The 22364-nt window shown below is 34.5% G+C and carries 30 protein-coding genes and 2 pseudogenes; 6 read left to right on the top strand and 26 right to left on the bottom strand.

The window, feature by feature from the left end; genetic code table 11:
• Positions 1 to 140: 140 nt before the first annotated feature.
• The 6 genes and pseudogenes from EGX95_RS10100 to EGX95_RS10070 all read right to left on the bottom strand — a co-directional run bounded on the left by EGX95_RS10100 (position 141) and on the right by EGX95_RS10070 (position 4367).
• Positions 141 to 677, bottom strand: a complete 537-nt coding sequence (locus EGX95_RS10100) for a C1q-like domain-containing protein (protein ID WP_001278096.1) — start codon at positions 675 to 677, stop codon at positions 141 to 143.
• Between the two features lie 244 nt (positions 678 to 921).
• The gene (locus EGX95_RS10090; protein ID WP_000417681.1) at positions 922 to 1233 is read right to left on the bottom strand and encodes a hypothetical protein; all 312 of its coding nucleotides are present in this window, start codon (positions 1231 to 1233) and stop codon (positions 922 to 924) included.
• Positions 1215 to 2234: pseudogene (locus EGX95_RS10085) on the bottom strand (anti-sigma factor). The gene EGX95_RS10090 and the pseudogene EGX95_RS10085 overlap by 19 nt, the downstream one beginning before the upstream one ends.
• A complete protein-coding gene (locus EGX95_RS10080) occupies positions 2224 to 2724 on the bottom strand; it encodes a sigma-70 family RNA polymerase sigma factor (RefSeq protein ID WP_000401932.1) in 501 nt (166 codons plus the stop codon). Before EGX95_RS10080 ends, EGX95_RS10085 begins: the two are co-directional and overlap by 11 nt.
• A 616-nt stretch (positions 2725 to 3340) precedes the next feature.
• The gene (locus EGX95_RS10075) at positions 3341 to 3592 is read right to left on the bottom strand and encodes a DUF3947 family protein (protein ID WP_000500111.1); all 252 of its coding nucleotides are present in this window, start codon (positions 3590 to 3592) and stop codon (positions 3341 to 3343) included.
• A 376-nt stretch (positions 3593 to 3968) separates the two neighbouring features.
• The gene (locus EGX95_RS10070) at positions 3969 to 4367 is read right to left on the bottom strand and encodes a CHRD domain-containing protein (protein WP_000464534.1); all 399 of its coding nucleotides are present in this window, start codon (positions 4365 to 4367) and stop codon (positions 3969 to 3971) included.
• Between the two features lie 204 nt (positions 4368 to 4571).
• On the opposite strand from EGX95_RS10070, the gene EGX95_RS10065 reads away from it, so the two are divergent.
• A complete protein-coding gene (locus EGX95_RS10065; RefSeq protein WP_000443219.1) occupies positions 4572 to 4709 on the top strand; it encodes a DUF3956 family protein in 138 nt (45 codons plus the stop codon).
• Positions 4710 to 4831: 122 nt separating this feature from the next.
• Here EGX95_RS10065 and EGX95_RS10060 read toward each other — a convergent pair whose 3' ends face one another.
• From EGX95_RS10060 to EGX95_RS10045, 3 genes are all read right to left on the bottom strand, one after another.
• Positions 4832 to 5107, bottom strand: coding sequence for a hypothetical protein (locus tag EGX95_RS10060; RefSeq protein ID WP_000525900.1), 276 nt, complete (start codon positions 5105 to 5107; stop codon positions 4832 to 4834).
• A 405-nt stretch (positions 5108 to 5512) separates the two neighbouring features.
• Positions 5513 to 5866, bottom strand: a complete 354-nt coding sequence (locus EGX95_RS10055) for a hypothetical protein (protein WP_000865322.1) — start codon at positions 5864 to 5866, stop codon at positions 5513 to 5515.
• 449 nt (positions 5867 to 6315) lie between these two features.
• Complete coding sequence (locus tag EGX95_RS10045) at positions 6316 to 6546, bottom strand: terminase small subunit (RefSeq protein ID WP_000883186.1); 231 nt, start codon at positions 6544 to 6546, stop codon at positions 6316 to 6318.
• A 75-nt stretch (positions 6547 to 6621) separates the two neighbouring features.
• Here EGX95_RS10045 and EGX95_RS10040 point away from each other — a divergent pair, with 75 nt between their 5' ends.
• The gene (locus EGX95_RS10040; RefSeq protein WP_000807973.1) at positions 6622 to 7230 is read left to right on the top strand and encodes a hypothetical protein; all 609 of its coding nucleotides are present in this window, start codon (positions 6622 to 6624) and stop codon (positions 7228 to 7230) included.
• 26 nt (positions 7231 to 7256) lie between these two features.
• Here EGX95_RS10040 and EGX95_RS30915 read toward each other — a convergent pair whose 3' ends face one another.
• Positions 7257 to 7382 carry a hypothetical protein gene (locus EGX95_RS30915; protein WP_001992252.1) on the bottom strand — a complete coding sequence of 42 codons (126 nt, stop codon included), beginning with the start codon at positions 7380 to 7382 and terminating at the stop codon, positions 7257 to 7259.
• Positions 7383 to 7464: 82 nt separating this feature from the next.
• Positions 7465 to 7626, bottom strand: a complete 162-nt coding sequence (locus tag EGX95_RS30330; RefSeq protein ID WP_002027636.1) for a hypothetical protein — start codon at positions 7624 to 7626, stop codon at positions 7465 to 7467.
• A 109-nt stretch (positions 7627 to 7735) separates the two neighbouring features.
• Here EGX95_RS30330 and EGX95_RS31035 point away from each other — a divergent pair.
• From EGX95_RS31035 to EGX95_RS10030, 3 genes and pseudogenes are all read left to right on the top strand, one after another.
• Positions 7736 to 7974: pseudogene (locus EGX95_RS31035) on the top strand (hypothetical protein); the annotation flags it as partial.
• 12 nt (positions 7975 to 7986) lie between these two features.
• Complete coding sequence (locus EGX95_RS10035) at positions 7987 to 8328, top strand: thioredoxin family protein (RefSeq protein WP_223290742.1); 342 nt, start codon at positions 7987 to 7989, stop codon at positions 8326 to 8328.
• Positions 8329 to 8615: 287 nt separating this feature from the next.
• Positions 8616 to 9497 (top strand): cation diffusion facilitator family transporter, encoded by an 882-nt coding sequence (locus EGX95_RS10030; RefSeq protein WP_000380376.1) that lies wholly within the window; start codon positions 8616 to 8618, stop codon positions 9495 to 9497.
• Here EGX95_RS10030 and EGX95_RS10025 read toward each other — a convergent pair.
• The 5 genes from EGX95_RS10025 to EGX95_RS10005 form a co-directional block, all read right to left on the bottom strand.
• Complete coding sequence (locus EGX95_RS10025) at positions 9487 to 10122, bottom strand: phosphatase PAP2 family protein (protein ID WP_000833368.1); 636 nt, start codon at positions 10120 to 10122, stop codon at positions 9487 to 9489. The two genes, EGX95_RS10030 and EGX95_RS10025, sit on opposite strands and share 11 nt — an antisense overlap.
• Before the next feature lie 77 nt (positions 10123 to 10199).
• Positions 10200 to 10955 (bottom strand): sporulation protein, encoded by a 756-nt coding sequence (locus tag EGX95_RS10020; RefSeq protein WP_000486605.1) that lies wholly within the window; start codon positions 10953 to 10955, stop codon positions 10200 to 10202.
• Positions 10937 to 11758 carry a serine/threonine protein kinase gene (locus tag EGX95_RS10015; RefSeq protein WP_063246690.1) on the bottom strand — a complete coding sequence of 274 codons (822 nt, stop codon included), beginning with the start codon at positions 11756 to 11758 and terminating at the stop codon, positions 10937 to 10939. The genes EGX95_RS10020 and EGX95_RS10015 overlap by 19 nt, the downstream gene beginning before the upstream one ends.
• Positions 11758 to 11940: a hypothetical protein gene (locus EGX95_RS10010; RefSeq protein ID WP_000473370.1), complete on the bottom strand. Its 183-nt coding sequence runs from the start codon at positions 11938 to 11940 to the stop codon at positions 11758 to 11760. Before EGX95_RS10010 ends, EGX95_RS10015 begins: the two co-directional genes overlap by 1 nt.
• A gap of 110 nt (positions 11941 to 12050) precedes the next feature.
• Entirely contained in the window at positions 12051 to 12230 is a 180-nt protein-coding gene (locus tag EGX95_RS10005) for a YozD family protein (protein ID WP_000658451.1), read from the bottom strand.
• A gap of 149 nt (positions 12231 to 12379) precedes the next feature.
• On the opposite strand from EGX95_RS10005, the gene EGX95_RS10000 reads away from it, so the two are divergent.
• Positions 12380 to 12547: a DUF3930 family protein gene (locus EGX95_RS10000; protein WP_000456537.1), complete on the top strand. Its 168-nt coding sequence runs from the start codon at positions 12380 to 12382 to the stop codon at positions 12545 to 12547.
• A gap of 4 nt (positions 12548 to 12551) precedes the next feature.
• Here the strand turns inward: EGX95_RS10000 and EGX95_RS09995 are convergent, their stop codons facing one another.
• The 10 genes from EGX95_RS09995 to EGX95_RS09950 form a co-directional block, all read right to left on the bottom strand.
• Positions 12552 to 13214, bottom strand: coding sequence for a hypothetical protein (locus tag EGX95_RS09995; protein WP_000101501.1), 663 nt, complete (start codon positions 13212 to 13214; stop codon positions 12552 to 12554).
• 190 nt (positions 13215 to 13404) lie between these two features.
• On the bottom strand, positions 13405 to 13620 hold the full coding sequence (locus EGX95_RS09990; RefSeq protein WP_000750724.1) for a YozE family protein: 216 nt from the start codon (positions 13618 to 13620) through the stop codon (positions 13405 to 13407).
• Positions 13621 to 13692: 72 nt separating this feature from the next.
• Positions 13693 to 13965: a YokU family protein gene (locus tag EGX95_RS09985; protein ID WP_000995764.1), complete on the bottom strand. Its 273-nt coding sequence runs from the start codon at positions 13963 to 13965 to the stop codon at positions 13693 to 13695.
• Positions 13962 to 15383, bottom strand: a complete 1422-nt coding sequence (gene ablA / locus EGX95_RS09980) for a lysine 2,3-aminomutase (protein WP_000902136.1) — start codon at positions 15381 to 15383, stop codon at positions 13962 to 13964. Before ablA ends, EGX95_RS09985 begins: the two co-directional genes overlap by 4 nt.
• A gap of 211 nt (positions 15384 to 15594) precedes the next feature.
• A complete protein-coding gene (gene rocR, locus EGX95_RS09975; protein ID WP_001997445.1) occupies positions 15595 to 16980 on the bottom strand; it encodes an arginine utilization transcriptional regulator RocR in 1386 nt (461 codons plus the stop codon).
• A gap of 99 nt (positions 16981 to 17079) precedes the next feature.
• Entirely contained in the window at positions 17080 to 17925 is an 846-nt protein-coding gene (gene ablB / locus EGX95_RS09970; RefSeq protein ID WP_000878613.1) for a putative beta-lysine N-acetyltransferase, read from the bottom strand.
• On the bottom strand, positions 17922 to 19190 hold the full coding sequence (locus tag EGX95_RS09965) for a peptidase (RefSeq protein ID WP_000436684.1): 1269 nt from the start codon (positions 19188 to 19190) through the stop codon (positions 17922 to 17924). Before EGX95_RS09965 ends, ablB begins: the two co-directional genes overlap by 4 nt.
• Before the next feature lie 15 nt (positions 19191 to 19205).
• Entirely contained in the window at positions 19206 to 19868 is a 663-nt protein-coding gene (locus EGX95_RS09960; protein ID WP_123805497.1) for a CoA transferase subunit B, read from the bottom strand.
• Complete coding sequence (atoD, locus tag EGX95_RS09955) at positions 19853 to 20551, bottom strand: acetate CoA-transferase subunit alpha (RefSeq protein WP_000208119.1); 699 nt, start codon at positions 20549 to 20551, stop codon at positions 19853 to 19855. Before atoD ends, EGX95_RS09960 begins: the two co-directional genes overlap by 16 nt.
• The gene (locus EGX95_RS09950) at positions 20548 to 21858 is read right to left on the bottom strand and encodes an aspartate aminotransferase family protein (protein ID WP_001205894.1); all 1311 of its coding nucleotides are present in this window, start codon (positions 21856 to 21858) and stop codon (positions 20548 to 20550) included. Before EGX95_RS09950 ends, atoD begins: the two co-directional genes overlap by 4 nt.
• Between the last annotated feature and the right edge of the window lie 506 nt (positions 21859 to 22364).

The raw sequence follows: 22364 nt of genomic DNA, 5'->3' as shown, positions 1-22364 counted from the left end.
CATCTTTAGCATGTGAAATTTTCATGAAACAAACTATATTTAATCGATTCACTTGTATATTTTAAATAAACAATAATAATCCCCCACCATTCGGTACAGGGGATTAACTAGACCTACTGAAAAATATTTTATTCTCTTCGTTATTTAATTGGAGAAGGGAATCTTGCAGCTTCAAAATGTGAGCCGTCTTCCGAAGTACTTAAAACTCCATCTATGCTACTTTGTGCATAAACCTCAACTTGATCTCCTGCATGCAATTGAATAATCGTCGAAACACTTACTACATTTCCAAAACCGATTGGACCAAAAAAGTCATTATCTATAGCTATTGCCGCGTTTCCATTCACACGAATTTCTACACGAGCTCTATAATTTAAGCTAGGATCGTTTGGAAAAAAACCAATCGTTCCAATAACAGAGTATACTCCTTTAGTCTTCGGAATAAAAATAGACGTTGCTGGATTATACTCATTTGCTAAATCAAATTGTTCATTTTGGAACAATACTTTTACAAAAGTATTAGCAGGAACAGGTTGATTCACCGTATTTCTAGCTCTAAATGCTGATGCCCTAACAAGACTATCCTTGTTATCATTACACTTACTATCGTTCTTACAACCGTTATGCTGTTTCTTTTTATATTCTTTACAATACTTACAGTAGTAATAGCAAGACATACTCGTTCCCCTTTCATGCTTATTACTCCATATTATGTAAAAGAGATTCACAATGTTTGGACGAACTATTGTTTCCCCCCTATACTTGTCGCCTATTTATATACACGTAAGCGGAAGACATTTCAATAACACAACAACCTAGTAGTATAGTAATCTCTATTCAAATTTGATAAATCCCTTTCCTTTCTGTTTTACTTTTTATGCATAAAAAAGAACGAACTTACATTCGTCCTTTCACACATTTTTATGGTCCAAAGCTTATCATCCAACCTAACATAAATCCAAATATAGAAAACAGTAGCATAAAAACAAATAAACTACATGCCCACAATGCATATTTTCGACTTTTTCTTTTTGTGATCATACCTACGACTGAACATAACAATCCAACGCCAACTATTTCCCGAAAACCTTCGCCTATAAATGTTTCTTGACTAAGCAATGTAATGTTCAAATACAATAACGCTAGAAAGGCAATAATTAATGAAATAGTCCCCATCCATGTTTCTTTTTTATAACTATGACTCTTTCTTTTTTTTAAGAATGCCAATTCCATAATCTCGCTTCACCTACTTTCAAGTTTCTAACTTTTTCATGGCTCATCAATTTTTCAACTTCCCCTTTAGGTCCAGTTACAACTGCCCCGTATGTTTTTACCCCATTTTTTCAAGGAAAGAAATACGCTTTGACAACTCTAATGTTTTCGCTCTAGATAGCTTCATCGCTAAATCTTCATGCTTTTGTAATGACTTTAACACATCAATAAATTGTTCCTCATGAGGTGAATCACTCACAAAAGCACCACTTGGTCTTGAAATCATATCTGCTGGAAAACCAATCGGAGCAACATACATACCCTCGTCATTCGTTTGCTTCTCCTCTAACCCTGTATTAACGGCATACCAGACGATATCAATAGTGGGAAACATATTCGTTACCTCTTGTACACTCAACAATTCTCTAAAAGATATAAATGCTTCTACAACAGATTCTTGCGGAAGACCCTTTAATACTTGCGCTTCTTCACTACTATTATAGGATGAATTATAATTATTAGGATGAGACAATACCTCGTTATCTATATATGGGACTTCCGGAATTTTTTCATCTGTTGTATATTTACGGCTAACTTTCGTTGCTCTACTAAATATATAATCTGTTTTCTCTTCCCCTATTCGAATATCTTTCTTCCCTACCCTTTTATACAAATCAAAATGCAATTGTAAACTAAGCGGTAACAATGTTTGCTCCATGTCCCTATCTTTCAAAAATACATTTGGTTCTGTTACACTTAATGTTTGATTTACTACATTCCGTATCTCCATTGCGTTTGTAGGTGCAAATACATAGTATGCGAGAGTAGATATATAATATAGGTTGAATAAGTAATAAAAAAGTAAATACAATTAAAACATTCGTAATACGCGCTCTTTTTTTCCCTATTTTCATCACTTGCTCCTGTTTTCCATTAGAAAGTGCATCTGGCCTTTGATGAAGAGCTTCTTGTAACAATTCTTTATAATCATCTTGTTCAGAATGAGGTTTATCATTTGTCATTTTGACTCTTTTCCTCCTTTAACAATTCTTTTAATCTCTTTCTCCCGCGAAATATGTGACTTTTATACGTGTTTAACTTTAAATCTAATACAGAAGCACCCTCTTCGTACGTTAATTGATGTACGTCACATAATAAAATAGCTTGCGCCTCTACCACTGATAAAGTATGAATAATCTGAATTAATTTTTCATAACTATTTTTTGCGACTATATACTCTTCTGTAGATTCACCTGCTTGAATTGTTTCTAATTCCTCCGTTCCTACAAAAGCTACTTTTTTCTCTTTCCTAACAAAATCAATAAAGGTATGATATGCCACTTTAAAAAGCCATGATTTCACCTTTTGGTTTTCATAGTCTTCTAGATAAAGAAACGCCCGATAAAAAGTCTCCTGCATCAAGTCCTCCGCTACATGATGGCTACGAGAAAGGGAAAATAAATACCGGTACACACCGTTTATATAAACTTTATATATTTCTTCAATCTCCATCCCCCTCCTCCTTTCATATATAACACGAATAAACAAATTAAAAAGTTGCATTATTTTTCCTTTTTATTCATAAAAAATATTTATACATTTCAATAACTATTTACAATTATAAACAAAACATAAGATGTTATGGCTATAAATATACTTCAAAATGGGGAAAAACGGTCCGGATGTTCTCCTGCTCTTGTAAATTGATAGTCATAGGACAATCTTCCTGTACGATATAACCACAGATAGGATTTCGTTGCTACCTCTCGTCCTGGTTCGCGTTAGTAAATGTTCATGTATCTTTTCATATAGTGCCACTATCCATCATTTGTCATGATAAGATAATTCTCATTCTTTCTTCGATCGACGATATTTTCTTACCAAAAAACAACTTGTAGAGTATGTACAAAGATTATCTCATCAGCTATTTACAAATTGAAGATGGAACTATTTGACGCTTACATATACACTCACCCCCCTCAATTATTTCCGCTATTTGCGGATACCTCAAAATTCGGCATCTGTGATAAAGGTAGGTGGGAGCTGGGTTTCCCGTATATATCCAATTGGTAATGGTTAGGTTAATAATCGGTTTGGGATACCTGCTCCTATTCATAAAATTTTCAGCTTATAGATTGAAGACAGTTCCATATGGAATCGTAAGAAAAGAACTTCCATACGGTGTGATTTGATGCACTGGATAAAAATACTCCATAGATGAATAATACGGCTGGATACCTTGTTGTTGCATTTGCATTTGTTGTTGCATTTGTAACGCTTGTTGAACAGCTTGAACTGTACTTTGTGCTCCGCTAAACGTTATTGATGTACCATATGCTGGTCGCATACCCGCTTGAGAATAAAAATACGAATAAAACATTTTTGTCAGCTCACTTTCATATAAGTTATTACAAATTATGTTATGATTCTTTATTTCAGTGGGTGCTGAAAGTTAGTCTATTAGCTTTGATTAGGTTTAAAAATTTCTATTCTCTCTTACACTTTCATATTTCATTTACAAAGTTTATCTCCTAATACTAATTTAATTTTCGTAGGGGCATTTCATTTACAAGTTTTCGATAATTATTTTACAAACTAAAAAGGTAAAAAATTCACTATTTCTAATTCCATTCGATTACCTTCAAAACTATACAAATGAATTTTTAAGATTATTAAAGGTAAATTATCTATCTATACATCCTCCACAAAATAAAAGCACCCTAAACGGATGCTTTATTTTTCACTACTATAATTTCTTAGCAATAATTCAATTGTCCACGAATTTCACCATTAGGATGTTGTACTGTATGAACATTAATATAAATGTTTCCAGATATGATTTCATTTACAAGAGTAGCTAATGTTTGACCCGCTAACGGCCCAACCAAATCTTCTTGAGTAATTATTCCCGTAAGCGTTGCACACTCTATTGAAACCGGATTTGTTATAGGTCCAAATAAAAAAGCTACAACAGGACCATTAGTTCCTTTTGCTCCAATATGCAGATGGGCAACTACTACATCCTCTATATCAAATAAATCCAACTTAAATTTTAGGCTAAGCTCGTCCTGGCTTAATTTAAAGAAAGCCTCCCCTCGAGCGTCTGTTTCTACTGGTGGAACTTCATTTCTACCACGTAGCTTTGCAAAAAACATATCTATCACTCCTATGCTTTTATATACTACTAATATATTCATACCCTTTATATAAGGTGATAAAGAAGCAGTTGTTAGACCAATAAAAATTCGTTTTATATGATAGATTAATTTATCAATTTTATAAAATTCATTAATTTAACTATAACGTTATTTAAATTTAATTCATATATTGTAGTAGATTAGTAGAAGGGAGGTGTAAATATGGAAAGTTGTGTTTTGTTCGTTAATGGACAACCTCTTTTAGTGGTATCAGTTGCTGGAATCGAAATTGCTAGATTAGAACTTTCTCTTCAAGTAGCATTGACTTTAATAGCATTAGGAATTCCAATCTGTGCATAAAAGTTAGGCATTTATAAAAAGAGGGCTTAAGCCCTCTTTTTATTTTTACCTTTCCTTCACAACAAAAAAAGACGCCATTAAAATCACGGCATCACGTACAATAATTGCGATTTGTTTTATCATTACTTCACTAGCAACCCTAATTCATGTAGAATTTCTGAGAACGAATAGCCATATGCAAAACCTATAATACGAATCCCTGGGGTCCATCTATGTTCTAAATTTTCATTGTATGTTTTCTTATAATACTTTAATTCAGAATCTATATTATATTTGTCGTTAATAATTACTTCCTCACTATGAAATCCATCTATTTCAATCTGAACAGCTACGTACTCTGCTCCCTCAATTAAGGCTTTAATATAACACTTTTCTAATTCCTCTAATGTCATCCCCATTATTAACCCCCTATCATAATGGGCGTTTTGTTCGATAAAAAAGAACATCTGGATCAGTAAATACGAAGATATACAAAAGGTAATCTCATTGAGTATTCAATAGTTTATAAGCTGTTTGCTTGTCCCACAACATATTATATGATTTTTATATAAAAATAGTTCATCCCAAAAAGTAAAAATTACCATTTATTATTTTAAAAGATAGTTACAATCTTATTTTTTAAGCTAGTCTATCAATCGCTCCCTTGTGTTAAAAGAAGCAACTAATTATATTTATGAGTTTAAAAACAGTCACAAATTATCTATATCACACTCTAACCTTATTTTCCTAACCTCCTATACCATCACCTTCTAAAATTCCTTTCCACAATAAAAAAGCAGCTGTTACGCTACTTTACATTCATTTTACCCCCAAGAGAAATGATAAATATATTCTCCCGTTACATTTTGATTAATCCCAGTAATTCTAGCAAACCTCATTAAGTCTGCCCCTTGAAGAAAATACATCGCAAGCATTACTGGTACTTGCGACCACATAAATTGAAAAAACTCCTCAACTCTCTGGTTTGTTGAAACAATTAAATCATTTACAGGCCCTTGATTCCATACAGAAGTACTAACTGAACGAAACGGAAGATCTTTCCCATTAACTACTATTCGTGCCATACTTTGAGTTATGTCCACAACAATTCCCTCCATCATTACAAAAATCGGACCTGTGCATTTACTCCTTTTGTTATAAATATTCTTGACCTTCATAAATGTCTAAGGCAAACCTCTATTTTTGCGTCTATTCAACCGAATTTATTTCACACAATAAATAGGTAAATAAAAATTTAGTATTACTCTCCCTCAATTTCCATATCATTTAAATTATTTACAACCTTATTCAGCTTCACAATCAGATATGCAAAATTGTATATTTGATTATCTCAATATCACTTTATTTACTACGAATTAATAAAAAAACATTCAAAACAATTGATAAATCAGCGTTTATAATTTAATTCCTTATGTTGAATTCCAATATAATTATCCTCAACACTATATTCAAATAATTATATTGGAATTTCTTGTTGTATACACGTCTATCTTTTTCATGTATTATATACGAGAAGAGTAAGGTAAGAGTTACTCTTTGCCATTTTAGGAAAGGTCCTGTTGGAAACAACAGGACCTTTTTTCGTATTAGTAAAAGCAATCTTGATTTACTCATTCAATACATTCATCAATTCCCCAAATATATTTTCAACTATTTCTGCTTTAAACTCTCGGACCTGAAATTCTATACGTTCTCTTTTAAGTAATTGACTACTCGTACTATGCGTGCTTCTCTTTACATACCTAACTTTCCGTACAGCTTGTTTCCCTTTAAAGTATTTCACATAATACAAACAAAAGAGCCGTTCTTGTTCCGTCAACTCTTCATCATCTAGCATCTCGTTCACCGCCTTCAAAATGCAGGATTTCCCTTTCCACTATCGAATTAGTAATGTTCGGAAAGGGGGTGTAACATGGCGGAAATTAAGGTAGGACTTACACAATTTTTAGACTTTACACTGAAAAGTAGTGCAGCTAAAACAAATTTCGTAAAGAATCTTAAATCCCAACCTGAATATCACCCAGTTTTTGATTACTGGAAACAATTACGAGAAACTGTTATTAAATTTCATAAAAACAAACTAGCTTTTGACTGTTTTGAAACATTAGTACAAACTGTTGACCAGAAGAAAAAGCAAAACTACATTGATGTTATAAAGCAGTATAAAAAATTTATTAAAAACAAAGACGTCTCTTGGTTTGATCCAGGTAAATCACATTGGTTATCACATAATTTAATCGTCCGCTCATCACCTGAACTTGGTTTGCTCATTAATGATGAGCCACATCTTATTAAACTGTTTTTCAAAGGAAAAAAAGAGCGAATTGATAAATATAACATCAACTCAACATTAACATTATTAAACGAATCAACATTTTCGAATGAACATAACAATGTGAATTATACGGTCCTTAATATCCAAAAGAACAAAATGTATACGAATAACTCTATTAATAATGATCATGTAATAGCTCTTGAATCAGAAGCTCACCAGCTTTGTTATTTATGGAATAAGATATAAAGGGTTTAGGAATCTCTTTCTATGTCTTATTCATACGTAATTTGATCACATTTTTCACAAACTACATTCATTTCGTTTAATGGAAGCTCACCTTCTTGTTTCTCACAAACAATGCAGGGTGGGCATTTTAAAAAATTAATTTCTTTACCCATTTCAACATCCTAGTTACCCCCTTTGAAAGAATAATATAATACTGTCTTTCTATCACATCTACATTCCCCCTGACTTCTACCGCTAAATACTTCCTAACATGTTCTTACCATTCCTTTCTCGCTCCATATCATGTTTTTCTTTCACTCTATACAGTGCCGCAATTTCCCTTCTTGTTAGCCTTGCTTCTTTTACCTGCATTACTTTATTTAGGTGTAATTGTTGCTGGAACTCCGCTAACGCCACTTAATCTCTTCTCTCACAACACCTCATAAAAATATATGGGGAAAAGAACTTTATAGCAATGGCTATCATGAATACAATTTACCTTACTAATAAATAGTAGCCTTACAATTTCAGAAGTTTGACACAGCTCACGAAAAAGCTTATAAAGAAAAGTGAGGTTCCTAATATTCATTTCTAGATTTAAGATGCATATAAGACTAGGACATAAAAAGTAGAATCACACTGGATATCTACTCACATGTTATGCCAGGACTTCAAGAAACTGCGGTGGATCAATTTGCTAACGAATTATTCGAAAAGAAAGGCTCTCGTTATAAGCTTTCCTTTCACAGCAAATACACCAACTAAATAACCAAAAATATTGATAGTGAAAAAGGAGAAACTAACATGAAAGAAATCAAATCTGAACAGGAATTCAAAGACATCATCGCAAGCGAGGAGCCAGTAGTTGTTAAGTTCTTTACTACATGGTGCCCAGATTGCGTGCGTATGGACAACTTTATCGGCGATGTGATGGAAGAGTTCAATAAGTTTGAATGGTATTCTATTAATAAAGATGAGTTCCCAAGTATCGCTGAAGAGTATCAAGTAATGGGTATTCCAAGTTTACTTGTATATCAAAATGGCGAGAAGCTAGGCCACTTACATAGTGCTAATGCAAAAACTGAAGAGCAAGTTACTGAGTTTTTAGAAGCATACTAAGATGAAAACCCTCTGAAAAATATTTTCTAGAGGGTTTTTTATTTTTTCCAAATCAGCTGTCAGAAGTGTACATATTTAAACTCCCTTCTCCTACCCCTTATACATAGATCCAAATCGCGTTCATATCCTAACTTTGCACTTTACAACATATTTTTCCTTCACGAAACTTTGTTATCCACTTCTTAAAAAGCTATAAAACGTCAACAATGTTTGTATAGACCCACACGACTTTCGTTTGATACTCTATTTATAGAAAGAAATTCCTTGTAGAAAGGTGAGTGATTAAAATGGATACTCTTTCTCATAAAGAAGCTGATAAAGGTGCGATTGTCAGCATTTTGGCCTACATATTTTTATCCTCTATGAAAATCATCATCAGTTATATTACCCTCTCCAGCGCATTACGTGCTGACGGTTTAAATAACTTAACCGATATCGGTGCTTCTTTAGCGATATTAATTGGTCTAAAAATCTCTCGGAAACCTCGTGATCCAGATCATCCATATGGGCATTCGCGTGCAGAACAAATTGCATCACTTGTTGCTTCTTTTATTATGGCAACGGTCGGATTAGAAGTTGTTATTAGTGCCATTCAATCTTTTTTAAATCCGAAACAAGCAGCACCTAATGTACTTGCTGCATGGGTAGCTTTATTTTCTGCTGTCGTTATGTACTGTGTGTATTTGTATACGAAAAAGATTGCAGCACGAACAAGAAGTAAATCATTAGAAGCAGCTGCAAAGGATAATTTATCAGATGCCCTCGTAAGTATCGGTACAGTAGTAGGCATTGTCGGTTCACAGTTCCAAATGCCTATTTTAGATCCTATTGCCGCTTTAATTGTCGGTCTTATTATTTGTAAAACTGCATGGGAAATTTTCGTAGAAGCTTCTCATATGTTAACGGATGGAATCGATCCAGATAAGATGGAAGAGTATGCTGATGCGATTGAACATATTGGTGGCGTGGAAAACATCGTAGATATTAGAGCGCGTATGTACGGGAATCAAACGTACGTTGATATTACAATCGAGGTAGATGCTCGTATGGATGTTGGAGAAAGTCATTGTATCACTGACAACATCGAGGCTATGCTTCGGAAAAAGTTTGGCATTTATCATGCGCACATTCATGTTGAGCCAATGGAAAAAGAACCTATTATGACATAGGTTCTTTTTTAATGAACGTTTTATGAAATATTACGCATAAAACGAGCCAGCTACCGCCAGCTGCCCATCCTGCTAATATGTCAGATGGATAGTGAACGCCAAGATATATTCGGCTAACTGAAATAGATAATACAACAAAGCTCGCTATAAAAATAATCAACAATTTTTTATGCAATGTAATACGTTCTTCTGTAATCGTGACGTATGCAATAAATCCTAAAAAAGCAGTAGCATTCATCGTATGACCGCTCGGGAAACTATATCCAGTTGCAGTAACAAGCTGCGACACATCAGGTCTTGCTCGCTCGTACCATAGTTTAAGCATACTGTTTAAATAACGAGATCCATAATAATTAATTGTTAGAAGTAATGCACTAAGCAACTTTTTTCTAACGAGAAAATACATTACAAGAATAATGAGTAACGGAAAATATATTCTTTTGGAACCGATAAAAGACACCCAAGTAAAGTAGGCTGTCAAATAATCGTTTCGAAAACTTCGAATAAAATGCGCGACTATATTGTCAAATTTCTCAATACAAGCGGTATGATACGAAAGTGATAATACGACAAAACAAATGAGTAGCGTAAAACTTAACAAGTATAAATGTCGATATCGTTTCACATACATAACCTCACTATGCAAAAAAATGGAGCGGTTGTTTTAGTTTTCCTCTCCATTTCTTTTTTATGCATAGTTTATTAAAAAATATAATTGTTAATTGTTTCTTTCATCATTGGAATATCTTCATTCGTTACTGTAAAGCGCATCACTTTCTCATCAAGATCAAGTGCTTCTGCAAATAAACCTGCTAATCCACGAGATTTTCTGTCTACTTCCATAATAATCTCTAGGCGATCGTAAGCACTTGGTAAAATTAATAATTCTAGTTCATCTAATTTCCCATAATACTGTCCGGAAACAGGAACAAACTCAAATTCTTGTGCAAATGGAACTTGCTTACGTAATCGATACGGTAATTCTTCACATTCTATATGACGCGCTTTAAAACCTAATTGATTCACACTTTCTAACACACTATTTAATAGTGCATTTGGCAACACTTGAATGTAATCACGATCACTTGGATCTATACTACGTTTAATATCAAGGCCTGTGTGAACCCAAACTGTTTTCATTCCAAGAGTAAGCGGTGTTTCAAGCGGCATTTTAAATGAAAATGGAATTTCTCTTTTTTCATTCGGCTCAACAGAAAAAGGTTCTGTTAAACGAACTCGCTCTAAATCATATGTTGTTGTTACTTTTTTATCATCTACTTCTCGTACATACGATGTTGATAGCGTTAAGTAAATGCTTTCAATTTGTTGGCTAACGGAACCTCCAGTTATATGAACCTTTCCGTATATCTCTTCACCAACAATATACTCATCTTTTTCAAGAACTGTATCTACTTTTGCATTACCGATACCAACGCTTGCTAAAAACTTTTGAAACATGGATCCTCCATCCTTTCTAAAGCAAAAGCTACATCTTTTTTTAAATCTCGTACATTCTCATAGTACGGCGTTTTTATTTGTAACATACGCATCAGCATTTCACGGTTGTAATTTTCCAAAGTTAATTCGTCATACCATGGTTTTTCATATTTTTCATTAGATTCATAGCCTGCATATAATACAAATAATGAGAAATGACCAAGCGCATAAAAATCGCTACGAAAGTGAACTTCTCGCATCAAAGCTTGTTCACCTTCATACGTTGTAGCTCGTTCATCACCCTCACCTTTCAATTTCGCCAACCCAAAATCAATAATACTAATTTGGTTTTCTTTCATTAATATGTTTGGAATGCGTAAATCTCGGTGAATAATACCTTTACTATGAAACACTGATACAATTTCTAATATTTTATATAAAATTTTTAAAACTTCACGTTCTGTATATACATGTCCATCTAAGAAAATATAATCTTCAAAATTTTTACCAGGCATATATTCCATCACAAAAAAGCTTTTTTTCTCCCATACGAAATGATCATATAAACTAGGAATTGCATGATGATTTAATGTTTGTAAAATCATTTTCTCTTGTTCAAATGATTTTCTACCAGACTCATATCTTTGTTTACTTTGTCTTAATTGTTTTAAGACTTTATATCTATTTATTTGTAAATCATTAACGACATATGTAACCCCATAACTACCCATTCCAATTACTGATTCAATTTTATAACGTTCTACAACAATTGTATTTTTTCGCAGTGGTCTATCAAATAAAGCTAGTATACGACGCCATTTCATCAACTACTTGAAAAGAAGCTACGGCTTTTACGTTTTCTTTTATAATGATGATGCCCATAACCAGATGAACGTCGTTTATAATCGCTACTTGAATAAGAGCGACCTCTATGGCGATAATCACTACTAGAATACGAACGATATTTTTTCTTTCCTAATAAAGAATCAATAATTTTTTTGAACATCCCTTCACCTCTTGAGTAAAATTTTCTTTTAATTATACCAAGTATTGCTGGCTACATTTGTGACAAGTTTGTAAAGAGTAAAAAACGACGAGTTAAGCCCGTCGTTACTTTCACTCATCCTCTTCATCAAACACTTCATCAATCATACATTTCTCTAATAAATACTCGAATGTAATATCTGCGAGATCTTCAATTTCTTCTCGTTTTGGGACGTATCCTCTTTCAATTAGTTGCTCATAAAAAAACTCCGCAATCTCTTCCGTATCAATTACGACTTCAATTTCCTTCATGAGCATCACTCCTTTATTTCTGTTTTATGAAAAAATCTCAAAAATATGTATATGAGATTAGAAAAATAGTTTTTCTTTTTTATAGGTCATATCCTTTGGACAAGGTGCATACGATGGTAGTACAAGCTATCAAAAAGGGGGATATAATTATGGAATATCAATACGAGGTAAAGCAAGAAGTAGGACAAACAAAAGAAGAGTTCATGCATGAAGATCAATGGGCAGACTCTCTTATTAAATGGCTTTTTATTTTTTTAATAATTGTAGGCATACCTTATACTGCATATGTTGTTGTTCAATTCATTCTCTCTTTCTAGTTAACTATTTTTTCTCTGTCAATTTAACTAAATAATTATGAACAACATCCATAACAATTTTGTATTCTTCATCTTTAAATGTATCAAATAACAATTGATAATCGTTATAAATATCAAGTAATCCATCAATGATTTCTTGACGATTTGTCTTAACACTCACTTTTTTCGAGTTGTTAATTGACTTTAATTTTCCTAAATCTAATTTATTCATACCTGCTTTATCTTGTTTCATTTTCTTCAAAATTGCATTTGCCGTTTGAGCATTGGCAAGTAACGTTAAATCTGACTCATCCGCTTCTAACCATTCACCATCCGTAATTCGTGACAGTTCATATATTGTATCTTCCCATGCGTCATTTTTATATCTCCATACTTCTGTACGAAAACCAACAATTCGAAACACATCTTTATCGTATCCTGTTACTTGCACGAGATCACCAAATGTGAAATTATAGTTTAATTCAATCCACTCAGTTTCACCTTTTTTCATATCTTGCTCTGTAACGTGCTGCAATGTTTGCTCTACGTAAAATCCATCGTGATTATTGACTTCGTATACGTAAACTCCATCTAAAACCTTCATATTTGTGATTTTACCAACGGTTCCATATAGCGTAATCACGACTATGTCCCCTACGTTATATTTAGGTTGCTTTTTCCTTGCCATCTATATCTCTCCTTTTTTTGACGTCGTGATTTTGATAACAGTATATGCAACCTACTTAAAAACGCTTATCACAGAAGCGTATATTCATAAATTTTTTCAATAAAAAATATCATCATATGAAAATTTATTTACAACGTAAAAAAAGCTAGCAAATAGACTAGCTTCATGTCGAAAAAAGTTCATATAGTTTTTATCTATCTTGTATGTATAAATCCCACGCTTCATCAAATATAGACATACTTTCTAGCATTCCACTTAGCTCTAAGTATGAACTAATTTCATCGTAATCTTCAGATTGCTTCGGAAAACTTAAATCATCATACATTGCCTCTGCTAAATTCGATATTTCATTACTAAATAAAGCTGCACGATGCTTCATCATATAGTGGTAAAATGTCTTTTTCAAAAATATTCCCTACCTTTCTAGCTTGGGTACATTATACAAGGCAAAAAAGAAAAAAACCAGCATAAAAGCTGGTTAAAAGTCGAAATAATTTCTTTTTAATAGACGTGGTCTTCCCATTAATTCTTCATATGTTAGTTGTTTTGGTAAGTCTTTCGTATAAATTAGAAACAATTGATCTTCTATTTCTTTCACTGTTTGATCTGATTGATAGTCCATACCACATGAGGAACAAGAAATGCATGGTGTCTCTTGAATTTCAATGGCTTTCGTACCATCTGGTAATTCCCAATATACAGTATTTAAGCTTTCTTTTGCTTCTGTACTGTCACACCACATACAATTCATACTGCATCACCCTCAGTTTTTTTGTCGTTTTCTTCTAATTTAGCCATTTGTGCTTGATATTTTTTATCTTTCAATTGGTCGCGCTTATCACGTTTATCTTTTAATGTTGCATGCGTTTCATTATCCTCATAGTCTTTACGACGGTTCATACGCTGTAAATCGTCTGGAACAAGATTAAATTTCTTATCACTCATAAGGCCTGCGATACCAACATCTGAACGTTTTTCTTCGTAGTTTGGATAAATTTCTTTAAAGTACCCTTCTGCTCTTCCTGGAATGTAGCTTTCTGGCTCTGGATACGTTGTAATAACACCTTCAAAGTTACGAAGTACAACTTTATCTGCACTTTGCGAGATTAAATAGTTTGGTTGAAGCGCAATTTTACCGCCTCCTCCTGGTGCATCAACAACGAATGTTGGTACTGCATAACCAGACGTATGTCCGCGTAAACCTTCAATAATTTCAAGACCTTTAGAAACTGGTGCACGGAAATGACCAATACCTTCAGATAAGTCACATTGATAAATATAATATGGACGTACACGGATTTTTACTAAGTCATGCATTAGTTTTTTCATAATTGGAACACTGTCATTAATACCAGCTAAAATTACTGCTTGGTTTCCGACTGGAACACCAGCATTCGCTAACATTTCACATGCTTTTTTCGATTCTTCAGTAATTTCAATAGATGTATTGAAATGTGTATTTAACCATACTGGATGATATTTTTTAATAATGTTACATAAGTTTTCTGTAATACGCTGCGGGAATACTACCGGCGCTCTCGTTCCGATACGAATAATCTCAACATGCGGAATCTCTCGTAAATTTTTTAATACATATTCTAAAATTTTATCGTTAATAAGAAGACCATCACCACCAGAGATTAATACATCTCGTACTTGTGGTGTTTCACGAATGTAAGCAATTGCATCATCTAATTGTTTCTTCGGCACACCCATTCCAATTTGTCCACTAAAACGACGGCGTGTACAGTAACGACAATACATAGAACATTGATTCGTTACTAAGAATAGTACGCGGTCAGGATAACGATGTGTTAACCCTGGAACTGGTGAATCTTCATCTTCATGAAGCGGATCTTCTAAATCATATTTTGTTTTATATAACTCTTCCGAGATCGGTACAGATTGCATCCGAATCGGACAGCGTGGGTCATCAGGATTCATTAACCAAGCATAGTACGGTGTAATATTTAACGGGATCGTTTTCGTTGAAATTTTAACGCCCTCTTCTTCATCAGGTGTTAAGTTAATCACTTTCTTTAAGTCATCTAACGTTTTGATCGTATTCGTTAATTGCCAAACCCAATCATTCCATTGCTCTTCAGTAACATCTTTCCATAATTCGATATCCTTCCAGTGACGATTTGGTTTGTATACATCATGTAACATTGCTATTCCCCCTTTTTATACGCTCATCCTTTATATAAGCAATAGTTATGCCAACTTTACTTTATTGATAAGTAAACGTACGGATAACCCTATTATATAAGCGAAAAAAATATTTTTAAGCACTGTATGAAATCCATACATACTATCATATTCATTACTTTTTATATATGTAAACGCTCTTTTATTGGTGCAAACACACAAAAACCGCCAATTATTCGGCGGTTTTGTCGTACTTACTCAGTTTATATTGAAGCGTCTGACGAGGGATACCTAACATTTTTGCAGCCTGTAATATATTCCCTTCTGTTTCAATTAACGCTTGATCTATTAATTTTTTTTCCGTTTGATGAAGTGCTTCTCTAAGAGGCAATATGCCCTTCTTCTTTGGAAAACTCTCTTTCCGAAATGTACGCGGTAAACAATTGGCTGTTAATGTATTCCCTTCTGCAATAATGACAGCATGTTCAATCGTATGTTTTAACTCTCGAACATTTCCAGGCCATTGGTAAGCTTGTAATCTTTCTTTCGCTTCCTTATCCATTTGAAGTACACCTTTTTTATAACTTTTATTATATTCTTTCAAAAAATAAGACGCTAACAATAATACATCCTCCGTTCTTTCACGGAGCGGCGGAATATATAATGAAAAGACATTTAATCGATAGTATAAATCAGTGCGAATTTTATTCTCTTTTAAACATATTTCTGGTGGCTGATTCATTGCGGTAATAACGCGAACATCTACTTTTCTCGTCTTATTATCACCAATACGCCGAATAACACCATCTTCTAATACACGTAGCATTTTCGCTTGTAAATCGAGTGGCATTGAATTCAGTTCATCTAAAAACAATGTCCCTCCATCTACAAGTTCAAATAATCCCGCTCGTTCAATTGCCCCCGTATAACTACCTTTCGTCGTTCCAAACAATAAACTTTCTAATAGAGACTCTGGCAAAGCTGCACAGTTTTGTGCAATAAACGGCTTGTTCTTCCGCTTAGAGGCTTCATGAATCGCTTGTACAAATAATTCTTTCCCTGTTCCTGTTTCCCCATATATTAAAACATTCGCATCAGTTGGGGCTACTTTTTGTGCTAATTCTTTCGTCTGTTTAAACCGAGCATCATTCGTCACGATCGTCTCAAATGCAACATCCTTTTTGACCGCTTTTTTTCTAGATGACCGCTTTATTTTCGACTGCAAATCGACTATTGTATCGGTAAGTTTTTGTACTGTGGAATAATCTTTTGCAATTTCAACAGCTCCAGCAATATTTCCATCTATGAAAATAGGTAACGTCGTATTTACTGTACAAATGTCTTCCCCATTTAAGTTTTGATAGTGCTGCACTTGATGAACGATTGGCTTTTTTGTATCTAATACTTTCATCAACGTACTTGTTTCCCTAGATAAAGAAGGAAACGCTTCTAACAAATGTTTACCTAACACTTTTTCAATTTTTGATCCATCGTGTTTTGCAGCTACAGTATTATAGAAAATTGTAATACCATTTTCATCTACTGCGTGTATAGCCTCATCAATACTGCCCAAAATCGCCTCAATGACTTCTTGTGTCGAAACTGCTAGCAATGTCATCCCCCCTCTTGCCGAAAATCCAGCAAATACTATGCCGAATTTCCGGCATACCTATGTGCGATTATAAGCATGACGATTCCGTTCTATTTTTATAACGTACTATTTAGACAAATCTTTTACCCATATATTCATATCTTCTAGCTTATCAAAAATGTAGCAATTGTTCGCCAATCTTCCTGTATACGTATAGCCTAACTGATGAAAGGCTGCATTCATTCCGAAAGAAAGCGATCGAGCAATTGTATAAGAACAGAAAATCGATTTTTCTTGAAGTTCTTCTTCTAACTTAATTAATAAACTTTTCATAAACCCATGTTTACGATATTCGGGTAAGGTCGCACAATTCGTTAATTCTGCATTTCCTTCTTTTATATTCATTTCTGCAGACGCTGTACTAATTATTTTCCCCTCGAATTCATACACATAGTAAATTGTATCGTCTTCTTTCATCGTTTGTTTTACATAACTCGCTTCGTTTAAAGGAGTCGGATACACTTCAAATACTTCTCCAAAGACAGCTGCTAATTCTTCTGCGTCCTCTTCTGTCGCTTTTCTTAATAGGAATTTTTCCGGAACTATTTTTTCCTTTACTTCTTTTGCTTTTACACCGCTTAAAATGGTATCTTCCTCAGCCCAATGAATACTATTTCGTCTTTCATCATTATTAAATTTCACGAAGAAGTATGCATCGTGACCTTGAAAATAATGTGGTATTGTTGCTTCTAATAAAAAACCGAAAGAGAGCCATGTTGAAACATGCTCTCCCTTTCCTTTAACAATACATTTAGTGAAAGAATGTTTCTCTGCTAATTCGTCAATTGTTTGGATGATTCTCTCAATATTTCCTGTGTAGTGGTCTACTCGAATACGTTTATTAAAATAGTCCAAAACGCCTTCTACTGTATAGCCATTCGTCTGTTCTCTAAAAGATTCATAGTATTTCATTTTTTCACCTCACACCAATCTAGTAATGTACATGCAATAATTTTTGCGGCAGCTATCATTTTATCAACTTCTATATATTCGTTTGGATAATGCGCTACTTTCGTTTCTCCTGGGCCAAATACTATCGTTGGTACACCTGCGATTTGTGTAAATAAACCTCCATCAGTCCCCCACGGTGATGCTTCAATAATCGGTTTGTTCCCTTCGATTTCAACAAAGTTATGTTCAAGCGTTGTAATTAACTCATGATTTTCTTCTAGTTCACCTGGAACCCATCTTGCTCCAAACCATTCCACTTCTACAGGATTTTCAACAAACCAATTGTCCACATCATTTAATTCAGCGATCCAATTCTCGAACTCTTCTTTTGCTGCCTCTATAGTCTCATTCGGCGCAATACCGCATCTTCCTTCTAAAATTAACGAATCAGGAACAGAACTTGGCCAACTACCGCCTTCAATTTTCCCAATATTAATTGGAATTGGGATCGGGATTCCTTTAAATAATGGATCTGTAATTCGGTCATTTCTCTTCTCTTCCAACTTTCTCAAATGATCTATAACAAACATACTTTTTTCAATTGCACTTACTCCTTCATAACGCGTCCCACCGTGTGCTGCTTTCCCTTTCACATGTAGACGAAACCACATGGATCCTTGTTGTTTCGGGAAAAACTTCATATTTGTTGGCTCCGGAATAATAACACCATCTGCTTTATATCCTCGTAATATAGTTGCTAATGTTCCTGCTCCGCCGCTTTCTTCTTCTATTACACTTTGAAAATAAATATCTCCTTTTAATTCAATACGAGATTCAATAATTGCTTCCATCGCAAGCATTAATGCGACATTTCCGCCCTTCATATCTGTCGTTCCACGACCATATATACGATTTCCTATTTTCTCACCACTATAAGGATGATAGTCCCACTGATTCACATCTCCTTCTGGTACGACATCAATATGCCCATTTAATATCATAGATTTCCCGTCGCCGCTTCCTTTAAGAGTTGCCACAATGTTCGGGCTATCTGCAAAACTTGTACGCGGTGATACAAAATAAGGATGATCTTTCATTTTTGAAAATGAAGGCTCCCATATATCAAGATCTAAACCTAGCTCACGTAATTTTTCAATTACAATTGCCTGCGCACCACTTTCATCACCAGATACGCTCTTTTCTTGAATTAATCGTTTTAAAAATTTTACGCTTTCTTCTTCATGACTCTCAATATAATCACAAACTTGTTTTTTTAATTGCTCCATATATTATATCTCCCCTCATTCAATTACTAGTAAGTTAGAGCCAATTTTAAAATCCGCTTCTGTATGTTTTTTTATATCTTCCACTGTGTATGGGCTCATCAATTCTTGTAAAATAAGTCCATCCTGCGTTACTTCCATTACTGCCATATCCGTAATAATTAAATCTACGCATTTTTTTGAAGTTAATGGTAATGTACACTCCGAAACAATTTTTGCATTTCCGTATTTATCGACATGATTCATCACAACAACGACCTGCTTCGCTTTTTGAGCTAAATCCATTGCTCCTCCAATACCTGGAACACGTTTTCCTGGAACAATCCAGTTTGCTAAATCACCATTCTCGCTTACTTGTAATGAACCAAGAATCGTTATATCTAGTAAACCTTTTCGAATCATCCCAAACGCTGTGCAACTATCAAAATAACTTGCTCCTGTAATAAGAGAAGTTGGCAAACCTGCTGCGTTACATAAATTTTCGTCTTCATTTCCTTTGCTTGGCGTAGGTCCCATACCTACAATTCCATTTTCCGCATGAAACATAACGTTTATATCGTCAGGCAAATGATTCGGTACAAGCGATGGTATACCAATTCCTAAATTTACAATCATACCATTTTGCATTTCTTTCGCTGCACGTCTAGCAATCTTATCTCTCACTTCTACGCCCATACCCATTTCCAATTCACTCCTTCCGACGGTACGATATAATTTACAAATACTCCTGGGACAACAATTTCTTCTGGATCTAAACTTCCCAGTGGAACGATTTCTTCTGCTTCTACAATCGTTATATCCCCGGCCATAGCAACGTGAGGGTTCATGTTACGAGCACTCTTATCAAACACAAGGTTACCGAACGGATCTGCCTTTTTCGCGTATACAATCGCAACCTCAGCAGTTAATGCTGTTTCAACTAAATATGTTTTACCATTCATTTCAACAGTACGTTTTCCCTCTTCTACAATCGTATCAACACCTACATCAACTAATACGCCACCAAGTCCTACACCACCAGCGCGAATACGCTCTGCTAATGTTCCTTGAGGAGAAAACTCAATTTGTAACCTTCCTTCGTTTAGCTGTCTTCCTGCATTTGGATTTGAACCAATATGAGAAGTAATTAATGATTTTACTCTTTCATTCGTAACGAGACGACCGATTCCTACATCAGGAAATCCCGTATCATTTCCAATTAAATTTAAATTTGTAACTCCTTTTTCTAAAATGGCCTGTATTAAAGATGGAGGGGATCCAATCCCCCCAAATCCCCCAAACATTAATGTCATATCATCGTGAAACAAAGAAATTACTTCCTCTATCTCTTTTAATTTACTGAATGTATTCGTAATAGTTGTCATGCGATACTATGCCCTCCTTTTTGCATCATTTCCTCCACACTTTTTGCAAAAATTGAAAGTAATTCATCTAACTCGGAATATGTAGTTGTCATTGGCGGTGCTACAAGCAGTGCGCTATCTTCTTTTCCTGCTTGCCCTGAAACAGCTTGGTATAAAAGAAGACCATTTTTAGCTGCAACCGAAATAAGTTCCGACGCTTTTGTAAACGGTTGCAATTCTACTCCAATCAGCAATCCTTTTCCACGCACATCAGCAATGATTGTCGATTGTTGCTGAACTTTCTGTAATCCTTTTATTAAATACTCTCCCTTTTCCGCTGTTTTTTCAGGTAGATTATGTTTCTCCATATATTCAATAACAGCTAGAGCTGTTGCTGCAGATAATGGATTTGCACTTAACGTATGCCCACTCATAACAGAACGCGATCCTCGTAAAATCGGCTCCATAACACGGTCGCTTACAACCGTCGCTGCCATCGGTGTGTATCCAGCTCCTAAACCTTTACCAAGGGTCATAATATCCGGTTCTACACCCCAATGCTCCATCGCAAACCATGCACCAGTACGCCCAAGCCCAGTCATCACTTCATCAGCAATAAATAAAATATCGTAATGACTACAAATGTCTTTAATAACTTTATAATATTCTTTCGGCGGAACGACTGCACCTCCAGCTGCTCCAATAATCGGTTCAGCAATAAAAGCCGCAATATGTTCTGCTCCAATCCTTTCAATTGATCTTTCTAGTTCAGTCGCACAAGCAAGCTGACAAGTTGGATATACCTTTTGTACCGGACATCTAAAACAATATGGAGCTGGAATAGTTGGATAATCTTCTAAAATTGACACGAAACGTTGTCTACGCAGTGGATGCCCAGACATTGATAAGGCTCCCATCGTAATACCGTGATAACTCATCCATCGTGACAATATTTTATGTTTCCCTTGAATACCTCGCTCTTGAAAATGCTGAATTGCAATTTTCATAGCTGTTTCATTTGCTTCCGTACCACTATTTACAAAAAAGCTCCAGTTCAAATCTCCTACACTTAAATCGCTTAGTTTCTTAGCTAATTTTTCAGCTGGTTCACTCGTAAACTGTGATCTATAAACGAAAGCAATCTCCTCAGCTTGCTTTTTGATAACGTCCGCAATCTCCTTTACGCCATGCCCAATACCTGCCGTAATTGCTCCTGACGAGCCATCAAAATATTTATTTCCGTTTTGATCATACAAATAGACACCTTTTCCATGTGAAATCATTGGATACGGCTGACCAACAAGTGGTTTAATTAAGTAATCGCGCATAGCGCTCCCCCATTTCTCCAATTTGTATATATATATGAAGAAAATTGACGTTTCTTTCATAAAAAAGAACCCTCTGCGAAAGCAGTGAATTTATCAAAAAACTATTATAAAATATACAAATGAGTGCTAAATACCAATTTTAAAAACAGAAAATTCAGAACTTAATTCGAAGACCAACCCTTATCTATACGCTCAAATAACCCTCCCTTATATAAAATTAATGCTTCACTAAATGTTTTTCTAACATAATGTCAGCTTCCCTCAAATGCCGACATTGTGTAAACTTCGACGAAACTCCCTTTAAACTCCTTCCTGTTCTCCTACTTTATATTGCATATTTTTAAACAAAACTCGACAATTAATCCTACTAAATGCATAGCAATTATTTTAAAGAAATCAATATTTCACATACAACTCCATCCGTTTTATACAATAAAAAAAGAACCGATTAACCACATTAATCAGTTCGGCACGACGCTCTTTTATCAGTTAATACCGTCACTTGC

This window comes from Bacillus sp. FDAARGOS_527 (assembly GCF_003812125.1).
In the GTDB taxonomy this organism is placed as follows: Bacteria; Bacillota; Bacilli; order Bacillales; family Bacillaceae_G; genus Bacillus_A; species Bacillus_A paranthracis.
This window is presented reverse-complemented; position numbering and strand designations above follow the sequence as displayed.

What these genes read in the sequence shown, in the direction of transcription:
- EGX95_RS10000 (WP_000456537.1), top strand. Translation starts at nt 12,380, where the DNA reads ATGGAATATCAATACGAGGTAAAGCAAGAAGTAGGACAAACAAAAGAA.
- EGX95_RS09965 (WP_000436684.1), bottom strand. Translation starts at nt 19,190, where the DNA reads ATGGAGCAATTAAAAAAACAAGTTTGTGATTATATTGAGAGTCATGAA.
- EGX95_RS10010 (WP_000473370.1), bottom strand. Translation starts at nt 11,940, where the DNA reads ATGTTCAAAAAAATTATTGATTCTTTATTAGGAAAGAAAAAATATCGT.
- EGX95_RS10065 (WP_000443219.1), top strand. Translation starts at nt 4,572, where the DNA reads ATGGAAAGTTGTGTTTTGTTCGTTAATGGACAACCTCTTTTAGTGGTA.
- EGX95_RS10045 (WP_000883186.1), bottom strand. Translation starts at nt 6,546, where the DNA reads ATGCTAGATGATGAAGAGTTGACGGAACAAGAACGGCTCTTTTGTTTG.
- EGX95_RS10075 (WP_000500111.1), bottom strand. Translation starts at nt 3,592, where the DNA reads ATGTTTTATTCGTATTTTTATTCTCAAGCGGGTATGCGACCAGCATAT.
- EGX95_RS09985 (WP_000995764.1), bottom strand. Translation starts at nt 13,965, where the DNA reads ATGAATTGTATGTGGTGTGACAGTACAGAAGCAAAAGAAAGCTTAAAT.
- EGX95_RS10040 (WP_000807973.1), top strand. Translation starts at nt 6,622, where the DNA reads ATGGCGGAAATTAAGGTAGGACTTACACAATTTTTAGACTTTACACTG.
- EGX95_RS10090 (WP_000417681.1), bottom strand. Translation starts at nt 1,233, where the DNA reads ATGGAATTGGCATTCTTAAAAAAAAGAAAGAGTCATAGTTATAAAAAA.
- ablB (WP_000878613.1), bottom strand. Translation starts at nt 17,925, where the DNA reads ATGAAATACTATGAATCTTTTAGAGAACAGACGAATGGCTATACAGTA.
- EGX95_RS10030 (WP_000380376.1), top strand. Translation starts at nt 8,616, where the DNA reads ATGGATACTCTTTCTCATAAAGAAGCTGATAAAGGTGCGATTGTCAGC.
- atoD (WP_000208119.1), bottom strand. Translation starts at nt 20,551, where the DNA reads ATGACAACTATTACGAATACATTCAGTAAATTAAAAGAGATAGAGGAA.
- EGX95_RS09950 (WP_001205894.1), bottom strand. Translation starts at nt 21,858, where the DNA reads ATGCGCGATTACTTAATTAAACCACTTGTTGGTCAGCCGTATCCAATG.
- EGX95_RS10005 (WP_000658451.1), bottom strand. Translation starts at nt 12,230, where the DNA reads ATGAAGGAAATTGAAGTCGTAATTGATACGGAAGAGATTGCGGAGTTT.
- EGX95_RS10080 (WP_000401932.1), bottom strand. Translation starts at nt 2,724, where the DNA reads ATGGAGATTGAAGAAATATATAAAGTTTATATAAACGGTGTGTACCGG.
- rocR (WP_001997445.1), bottom strand. Translation starts at nt 16,980, where the DNA reads ATGACATTGCTAGCAGTTTCGACACAAGAAGTCATTGAGGCGATTTTG.
- EGX95_RS10060 (WP_000525900.1), bottom strand. Translation starts at nt 5,107, where the DNA reads ATGGGGATGACATTAGAGGAATTAGAAAAGTGTTATATTAAAGCCTTA.
- EGX95_RS09995 (WP_000101501.1), bottom strand. Translation starts at nt 13,214, where the DNA reads ATGGCAAGGAAAAAGCAACCTAAATATAACGTAGGGGACATAGTCGTG.
- ablA (WP_000902136.1), bottom strand. Translation starts at nt 15,383, where the DNA reads ATGTTACATGATGTATACAAACCAAATCGTCACTGGAAGGATATCGAA.
- EGX95_RS10055 (WP_000865322.1), bottom strand. Translation starts at nt 5,866, where the DNA reads ATGAAGGTCAAGAATATTTATAACAAAAGGAGTAAATGCACAGGTCCG.
- EGX95_RS09960 (WP_123805497.1), bottom strand. Translation starts at nt 19,868, where the DNA reads ATGGGTATGGGCGTAGAAGTGAGAGATAAGATTGCTAGACGTGCAGCG.
- EGX95_RS10020 (WP_000486605.1), bottom strand. Translation starts at nt 10,955, where the DNA reads ATGTTTCAAAAGTTTTTAGCAAGCGTTGGTATCGGTAATGCAAAAGTA.
- EGX95_RS10015 (WP_063246690.1), bottom strand. Translation starts at nt 11,758, where the DNA reads ATGAAATGGCGTCGTATACTAGCTTTATTTGATAGACCACTGCGAAAA.
- EGX95_RS30915 (WP_001992252.1), bottom strand. Translation starts at nt 7,382, where the DNA reads ATGGGTAAAGAAATTAATTTTTTAAAATGCCCACCCTGCATTGTTTGT.
- EGX95_RS10070 (WP_000464534.1), bottom strand. Translation starts at nt 4,367, where the DNA reads ATGTTTTTTGCAAAGCTACGTGGTAGAAATGAAGTTCCACCAGTAGAA.
- EGX95_RS10100 (WP_001278096.1), bottom strand. Translation starts at nt 677, where the DNA reads ATGTCTTGCTATTACTACTGTAAGTATTGTAAAGAATATAAAAAGAAA.